Genomic DNA, 8,478 nt, shown 5'->3' on the forward strand with positions numbered 1-8,478 from the left:
GGCTCTATTGCGGATTGCGCTGCTCCGCGCTCGCCCGAGAAGCCGCGAAGCGGGCCGAGGCAACCAAGGCGCGGCCTCGCAACGACGACGGCACGCTGGCGACCAAGCCGGAAAACAGTCGTGCCACAAGTTGTGGCACGACTGTTTCCGCCGCACCCAAGCCCGTCAAGCGCGCGGCCGTTCAGGTTTCTCGCTCGGATTCTTGAAATTGCGCCCGCGCACGTGGGGGCGCCTCTGGTACCTAGGTGGTACCTAGGCCGATTCTCGACTGTCTTCGCTTTCGGCTATGTCTTTGATTTTGTTGGTGCCCGGGGGCGGATTTGAACCACCGACACGCGGATTTTCAGTCCGCTGCTCTACCCCTGAGCTACCCGGGCGGGGACCGCGTTCCGGCGGTCTGGGAGGTGTCACTAGGCCACCGGCGCGGTGGTGTCCAGAGGGGAATAGCACCTGTGCCGTCGCCCCGTGGCGCCGGCGCATTGCCGTTGATCCCACGACGCCGACGCGGCTATATGGCCGCGCCCGGGTTTCGGGAGCGGACCGAAACCCGGGTCCTGGCGCATGGCCGGGGCAAGGAGCGACGCGGCGCCGACTCCCGGCGGTGCCCAAGGGCCGGATTAGCTCAGCGGTAGAGCAGCGGTTTTGTAAACCGAAGGTCGGGGGTTCAATCCCCTCATCCGGCACCATACCCCCGGCGAGCCATGGCCGCGGTCCGGCGCGGGGTTGAAATCTTCGCGGCTTCGCGTCTTAAGACGGCGGCGTTCCGGCTCGCGGGCGCCGTTTCCACCGGAGCAGTTCCCATGCACGATATCCGCTTCGTTCGCGAAAATCCGGCAGCCTTCGATCTTGGTCTGACGCGCCGCGGGCTGGCGCCGCTCTCGGCCGAGATCCTCGCCATCGACGAGACGCGGCGGGCGCGGATCGCGGCCGCCGAGGCGGCGCTCGCCGAGCGCAACGCCGCGAGCCGCGAAGTCGGCGCCGCCAAGGCGCGGGGCGACGAGGAAGGGTTCGCCCGGCTGCGCGCGCTCGTCACCGAGAAGAAGGACGAGATCGCGCGCCTGGAATCGGACGCGGCGGCGGCGGATGCCACGCTGCGCGACATGCTGATGGGTCTGCCGAACACGCCGATGGCGGATGTGCCGGAGGGCGCGGACGAAACCGGCAATGTCGAGCTGCGCCGGGTGGGAACCCCGCGGGTCTTCGACTTCCGGCCGCGGGAGCATTTCGAGCTGCCGGCGGTGAAGCCCGGGATGGATTTCGAGGCGGCGGCGCGGCTCGCGGGCAGCCGCTTCGTGGTCTTGTCCGGTGCGATGGCCCGGCTGCAGCGTGCGCTGGCGCAGTTCATGCTCGACACCCATGTCGAGAGAAACGGGCTGACCGAGACCTGGACCCCGGTGCTGGTCAAGCAGGAGGCGATGCTCGGCACCGGGCAATTGCCGAAATTCGCCGAGGACAGCTACGAGACCACCAATGGCTGGTGGCTGATCCCGACCGCCGAGGTGACGCTGACCAATCTCGTGGCCGGTGCCATCCTGTCGGACGGCGACCTGCCCCGGCGCTACGTGGCGCATACCCAGTGCTTCCGGTCCGAGGCGGGCTCGACCGGCAAGGACACGGCCGGCATGCTGCGCCAGCACCAGTTCGAGAAGGTGGAGATGGTGTCGATTACCCGGCCGGAGGAGGGCCGGGCCGAACTCGACCGGATGACCGGCTGCGCGGAGGGTATCCTCGAGGCGCTGGGCCTGCCGTATCGGACCATCGTGCTCTGCGCGGGCGACATGGGCTTCGGCGCGCGCCGGACGCATGACATCGAGGTCTGGCTGCCCGGGCAGGACACCTATCGCGAGATCAGCTCGGTCTCGCTCTGCGGCGATTTCCAGGCGCGGCGGATGAACGCCCGCTTCCGCCCGGGCGAGGGCGAGAAGCCGGAATTCGTCCATACGCTGAACGGCTCGGGCCTCGCGGTCGGGCGTTGCCTGATCGCCGTGCTGGAGAACGGGCAGGAGGCGGACGGGTCGGTGACCCTGCCGCGAGCGCTGCGGCCCTATCTCGGCGGGCGCGAGCGGGTGGATGCCGCCGGCGCGCTCGTCTGAGGTCGGGGCCAGAGCCGAGACCGATCCGGCAGAGCCGGCTTGGCCACTCCAGAGTCTTGATTTGACGCAATATCTCAGCCACCAGACGATTTCGTCTGGTTGGATAGTGCTCCAACCCGGGTCAAGGCGGGGGCGGCGCGCGACCGCGGCGCCTCATACCAACGGCCCATCTCGTTGACTTTCCGACCAAGCGCGCCGAAGGCGCGCGCGGCGCAGGCCCGACAAAGCCGAGGCACCGCCTCGGCCGGGCCGGTCGCTGGAGGGCCGGAGGCCCGGAGGCGATAGGGCGTGGGGAAGCGCCGGACCTCACAGTACGGACGGGGGCGCCCCTGGGTGGCCGCGCTTCGCGGACACCCCCCGCGAGGGGCGTCCGCGGCCGGTCTCGCCGACGGTCGAGACCGGCACCTCCACGGTTGGACCTTGAGGACGGGCCGGGGCTGGTGTCCGGCGGTTGAGGAATTGGCAACCGCCCGGAGCTGTTGGTATGGGCCCCGGGTCAGCGACGGGGTGCTCAAGGGGTGGCGATGGCTTGCCTGACCAGGGTTTCGAAATGCGTTCCGCGGGTTTCGAAGCTGCTGTACTGGTCGAAGCTGGCGCAGGCGGGGGCGAGCAGGATGGTGTCGCCGGGGACGGCCTCGGCCAGCGCGGCGGCGACGGCCCGGTCCATCGCGCCGCTGATCTCGTGCGGTGTGTCGCCGAGGGTCGCGGCGAAATCCATGGCGGCCTCGCCGATCAGGTAGGCCTTGGCGACCCGGCCGAACAGCGGGCGGAGGGCGTCGATGCCGCCCTCCTTCGGGCGGCCGCCGGCGATCCAGCGGATGCGCTCGAAACTCGAAAGCGCCTTTTCGGCGGCGTCGACATTAGTCGCCTTGCTGTCGTTGACGACGCGGATGCCGTTCCAGGTGGCGATCAGCTGGCTGCGGTGCGCGAGGCCGGGGTAGGTCGCGAGCGCCGACTCGATCTGTTTCGGCCCGAGCCCGAGGCCGCGCGCCACCGCGTAGGCGCAGCAGGCGTTCTGGTGGTTGTGCGCGCCGGGCAGGGTGGCCATCGGCCGGAGGTCGATCGCCGCCACCTGCCGCCCGCGGCGCCATTCGGCGAGAAAGCCCTTGCGGGCGAAGACGCTCCATCCCGGGCCGCCGAGCTTGCGGCCCGAGGAGACGGTGATCACCGGGTCGCCGGTCCCCGCCTCCTCGCGCATCACGTTGGCGAGGAAGCGGCCTTCGTTCTCGTCGACGCCGATCACGCTCCGCTCCGGGCCGCCCTGGGTGAAGAGCCGGCGCTTGGCGGCGAAATAGCCGCCCATGCCGCCGTGCCGGTCGAGATGGTCCGGCGAGAGATTGGTGAAGACCGCGATGTCGGGCTGCAACGCGCGGGCGAGGTCGATCTGGTAGGAGGAGAGCTCCAGCACCACCACCATGCCGTCTGTCGCGGGATCGAGGTCCAGCACACCGCGGCCGAAATTGCCGCCGACCTGCGTCGGCCGGCCGGCGGCGGTCATCACATGGGCGATGAGCGCCGTGGTGGTGGACTTGCCGTTGGAGCCGGTGACGCAGACCACCCGCGGGGGGCGCGCGAAGGCGTCCCAGTCGGGGGTGGCGAAGGAGCGGAAGAAGAGGCCGATGTCATTGTCGACCGCGACGCCGGCGTCCCAGGCGGCGGCGATCGCGGGATGCGGCGCGGGATAGAGATGCGGGATGCCGGGGCTGACGATGAGCGCCGCGACGCCGTCCCAGGCGCCGGGCTTCGTCAGGTCGATGAGCCGTACCCCCTCGGCCCCGGCCTTCTCGCGCGCCGCCGCGCCGTCGTCCCAGGCGATGACCTCGGCGCCGCCCGCTTCCAGCGCGGCGACCGAGGGCAGGCCCGAGCGGCCGAGGCCCAGCACCGCGACCCTGTGGCCGGCGTATCCGCGTACCGGGATCATCCGGGCGTCTCCCTATTCTCACGCGCCGGACCTGACAGGGCGGCGCCCGGCCCCCGCGGGGCCGCAAGGAAAAGGGGCGCCGACGGGCGCCCCTTGGAGCTGTGCGCGACCGGCGCGCGGATTACTCCGCGTCGAAGATCGCGACCTCGGCGGGTTCGTCCACCGACAGGGCGGCGGCGGCCTCGTCGCGGCGCTGGGCGATGATCTTCGCGTCGCGCTCGGTGGCGATGCGCTTGATCTGATGGGTCGCACCTCCGGTGCCGGCCGGGATCAGCCGGCCGACGATGACGTTTTCCTTCAACCCGACCAGCTTGTCGCGCTTGCCTTGCGTCGCCGCCTCGGTCAGCACCCGCGTCGTTTCCTGGAAGGAGGCGGCGGAGATGAAGGAGCGGGTCTGCAGGCTCGCCTTGGTGATGCCGAGCAGGATCGGCGCGCCCTTGGCCGGGTCGCGGCCGGCGGCCATCGCCTTCTCGTTCTCCTCGTCGAACTCGATCTTGTCGACCTGCTCGCCCTTGAGAAGCGTCGTGCCGCCGGATTCGGCGATCTCCCACTTCTGCAGCATCTGGCGGACGATCACCTCGATATGCTTGTCGTTGATCTTCACGCCCTGCAGACGATAGACCTCCTGCACCTCCTCGATCAGGTAGTCGGCCAGCGCCTCCACGCCCATGATGGCGAGGATGTCATGGGGGGCGGGATTGCCGTCCATGATGTACTCGCCCTTCTGGATATAGTCGCCTTCCTGCACCGGGATGTGCTTGCCCTTCGGCACCATGTATTCGATCGGCTCGGCGCCCTCTTCGCCCGGAACGATGGTGATCCGGCGCTTGTTCTTGAAGTCCTTGCCGAAATGCACATGGCCGGAGATCTCCGCGATGATCGCGTGATCCTTGGGGCGCCGCGCCTCGAACAGCTCCGCCACCCGCGGCAGACCGCCGGTGATGTCCTTGGTCTTGGCGCCCTCGCGCGGGATACGCGCCAGAACGTCGCCCGGGCGCACGCTCTGTCCGTCCTCGACCGAGAGGATGGCGTCCACCGACATGGCATGGACTTCCGGATTGCCGTTGGCCAGCCGCACGGGTTCGCCGGTCGCCGGATCCATCACGATGATCTCGGGCTTGAGATCATTGCCGCGCGGGGCCGCGCGCCAGTCGGAGACGATCTTCTGGCTGATGCCGGTCGCGTCGTCGGTCTCCTCGCGCACCGAGAAGCCCGCCACGAGATCGACGAACTTCGCGACGCCCGCCTTCTCGGCGATGATCGGCAGGGTGTAGGGATCCCACTCGGTCAGCTTGTCGCCGCGCGAGATCCGGGCGCCCTCCCTGGCCAGCAGCTTCGAGCCGTAGGCGAGCTTGTGCACCGCCCGCTCGACGCCGTTCTCATCGACGATGACCAGCTCCATGTTGCGGGCCATGACGATCTGGTCGCCGTCGGCATTGGTCAGCAGATTGCCGTTGCGGAAGGTGAGCACGCCCTCCTGGCTCGCTTCGAGGAACGACTGGCTGCCGCCCTGGGCGATGCCGCCGATGTGGAAGGTGCGCATCGTCAGCTGGGTGCCGGGCTCGCCGATCGACTGGGCGGCGATGATGCCGACCGCCTCGCCGGGGTTCACCTTGGTGCCGCGGGCGAGGTCGCGCCCGTAGCACTGGGCGCAGATGCCGTCGTCGGCCTCGCAGGTGAGCGGCGAGCGGATCTGCAGCTCGAGCACGCCGGCGCCTTCGATCATGTCGGCGGCGCGCTCGTCGATCAGGTCGTTGCGGCGGAACAGCACGTCGTGCGTCTTCGGGTCGAGCACGTCCTCGGCCGCGACGCGGCCGAGGATCCGCTCGCTGAGCGAGGACACAACCTCGCCGTCCGAGATCGCCGCCCGCGCGGTGATCGAGCGGTCGGTCCCGCAATCGTCGACCTTGACGATGCAGTCCTGCGCCACGTCCACCAGACGCCGGGTGAGATACCCCGAGTTCGCCGTCTTCAGCGCGGTGTCGGCCAGACCCTTGCGGGCGCCGTGGGTCGAGTTGAAATATTCAAGAACGGTCAGGCCTTCCTTGAAGTTCGACACGATCGGCGTCTCGATGATCTCGCCGCTCGGCTTGGCCATCAGTCCGCGCATGCCGCCCAGCTGCTTCATCTGGGCGGGCGAGCCGCGGGCGCCGGAATGCGACATCATGTAGACGGAGTTCGGCTCCTGCTCGCGGCCTTCGTCATCGACGCGCATGGCCGAGATCTCGCCCATCATCGCATCGGCGACCACGTCCGAGCATTTGGACCAGGCATCGACCACCTTGTTGTACTTTTCGCCCTGGGTGATCAGGCCGTCCATGTACTGCTGCTCGAATTCCTTGACCTGATCGCGGGTGGTGTTCACCAGATCCCACTTGGTCTCCGGAATGACCATGTCGTCCTTGCCGAAGGAGATGCCGGCCTTGAACGCCTCGGTGAAGCCGAGCGTCATGATCTGGTCGCAGAAGATCACCGATTCCTTCTGGCCGCAGTGGCGATAGACGGTGTCGATGACCTCGCCGACCTCCTTCTTGCGCAGGAGGCGGTTCACGATGTCGAACGGCGTCTTGAAGTTCTTCGGCAGCAGCGCGCCGAGCCGGAGCCGGCCGGGCGTGGTGTCGAAGCGCTTCAGGATGGTGTTGCCGGTTTCGTCGATCTGCTCGATCCGGGCGGTGATCTTGGTGTGCAGGTTGATGAGACCCGCGTGCAGGGCGTGGTCGACCTCCTCGATCGAGGCGAAGACCATGCCTTCGCCCGGCTGCCCCTCGCGGGCGATCGAGAGATAGTAGAGGCCGAGGATCATGTCCTGCGACGGCACGATGATCGGCTTGCCGTTCGCAGGGCTGAGCACGTTGTTCGTGGACATCATCAGGACGCGCGCCTCAAGCTGGGCTTCCAGCGAGAGGGGAACGTGCACGGCCATCTGGTCGCCGTCGAAGTCCGCGTTGAAGGCCGAGCAGACCAGCGGATGCAGCTGGATCGCCTTGCCCTCGATCAGCACCGGCTCGAAGGCCTGGATGCCGAGGCGGTGCAGGGTGGGCGCGCGGTTCAGCAGAACCGGATGCTCGCGGATCACCTCGTCGAGGATGTCCCAGACCTCCGGGCGCTCCTTTTCCACCAGCTTCTTCGCCTGCTTGACGGTGGAGGAGAGGCCCTTGGCGTCGAGGCGCGAGTAGATGAACGGCTTGAAGAGTTCGAGCGCCATCTTCTTCGGCAGGCCGCACTGGTGCAGCTTCAGTTCAGGGCCGGTCACGATGACCGAGCGGCCGGAGAAGTCCACGCGCTTGCCGAGCAGGTTCTGGCGGAACCGGCCCTGCTTGCCCTTGAGCAGATCGGACAGCGACTTCAGCGGACGGTTGCCCGGCCCGGTGACCGGGCGGCCGCGGCGGCCGTTGTCGAACAGCGCGTCCACCGACTCCTGCAGCATCCGCTTCTCGTTGTTGACGATGATCTCGGGCGCGCCGAGATCGATCAGTCGCTTCAACCGGTTGTTGCGGTTGATCACGCGGCGGTACAGGTCGTTCAGGTCGGAGGTGGCGAACCGGCCACCGTCGAGCTGAACCATCGGGCGCAGTTCCGGCGGGATCACCGGCACGGCGTCGAGGACCATGCCCATCGGCGAGTTGCCGGACTGCTGGAACGCCGCCACCACCTTCAGGCGCTTGAGGGCACGAAGCTTCTTCTGCCCCTTGCCGTTGCGGATGACGTCGCGCAGCGACTCGGCCTCGGCGTCGATGTCGAAGTTCTCGATGAGCTTCTGGATCGACTCCGCGCCCATGGCGCCGGTGAAGTACTCGCCGTAGCGGTCGACGAGCTCGCGGTAGAGGTTCTCGTCGACGATCAGCTGCTTGGGAGCCAGCTTGGTGAAGGTGGTCCAGATCTCGTCGAGCCGGTCCAGCTCACGCTGGGCACGGTCGCGCAGCTGCCGCATCTCGCGCTCGCCGCCGTCGCGGACCTTGCGCTTGACGTCGGACTTGGCGCCCTCGTCCTCGAGCTCCTTCATGTCGGCCTCGAGCTTCTGCGCCCGGGCCTCCAGGTCGGCGTCGCGCTGATCCTCGACGGCCTTCTTCTCGACGACCATCTCGGCCTCGAGGGTGGACAGCTCGTTGTGCCGCATCTCGGTGTCGACGCTGGTGATCACGTAGGCCGCGAAGTAGATGATCTTCTCGAGATCCTTCGGGGCCAGGTCCAGCAGGTAGCCCAAACGCGACGGGACGCCCTTGAAGTACCAGATGTGGGTGACCGGAGCGGCCAGCTCGATGTGGCCCATCCGCTCACGGCGCACCTTGGCGCGAGTGACCTCGACGCCGCAGCGCTCGCAGATGATGCCCTTGAAGCGCACGCGCTTGTACTTGCCGCAGTAGCACTCCCAGTCGCGAGTCGGTCCGAAGATCTTCTCGCAGAACAGGCCGTCCTTCTCCGGCTTGAGCGTGCGGTAGTTGATGGTCTCCGGCTTCTTGACCT

4 protein-coding genes and 2 tRNA genes are annotated in these 8,478 nt (G+C 68.2%); 3 read left to right on the top strand and 3 right to left on the bottom strand.

What is annotated here, in order from left to right; translation table 11 throughout:
- Positions 1 to 206: hypothetical protein (locus tag Q0480_RS07205; RefSeq protein WP_299131734.1), on the top strand; the 206-nt coding region annotated here is incomplete at its 5' end.
- A 96-nt stretch (positions 207 to 302) separates the two neighbouring features.
- On the opposite strand, the gene Q0480_RS07210 is transcribed toward Q0480_RS07205, so the two are convergent.
- Positions 303 to 377, bottom strand: a tRNA-Phe gene (locus Q0480_RS07210).
- 234 nt (positions 378 to 611) lie between these two features.
- Here Q0480_RS07210 and Q0480_RS07215 point away from each other — a divergent pair.
- Both Q0480_RS07215 and serS read left to right on the top strand, forming a co-directional pair.
- A tRNA-Thr gene (locus Q0480_RS07215) sits at positions 612 to 686 on the top strand.
- A 114-nt stretch (positions 687 to 800) separates the two neighbouring features.
- Positions 801 to 2,093: a serine--tRNA ligase gene (gene serS, locus Q0480_RS07220; protein ID WP_299131735.1), complete on the top strand. Its 1,293-nt coding sequence runs from the start codon at positions 801 to 803 to the stop codon at positions 2,091 to 2,093.
- 511 nt (positions 2,094 to 2,604) lie between these two features.
- Here the strand turns inward: serS and murD are convergent.
- Positions 2,605 to 4,014 carry a UDP-N-acetylmuramoyl-L-alanine--D-glutamate ligase gene (gene murD, locus Q0480_RS07225; RefSeq protein WP_299131736.1) on the bottom strand — a complete coding sequence of 470 codons (1,410 nt, stop codon included), beginning with the start codon at positions 4,012 to 4,014 and terminating at the stop codon, positions 2,605 to 2,607.
- 121 nt (positions 4,015 to 4,135) lie between these two features.
- The coding region (gene rpoC / locus Q0480_RS07230) for a DNA-directed RNA polymerase subunit beta' (RefSeq protein WP_299131737.1) at positions 4,136 to 8,478 on the bottom strand (4,343 nt) is incomplete at its 5' end.

The sequence above is a fragment of the uncultured Amaricoccus sp. genome, assembly GCF_937891315.1.
In the GTDB taxonomy this organism is placed as follows: Bacteria; Pseudomonadota; Alphaproteobacteria; order Rhodobacterales; family Rhodobacteraceae; genus Amaricoccus.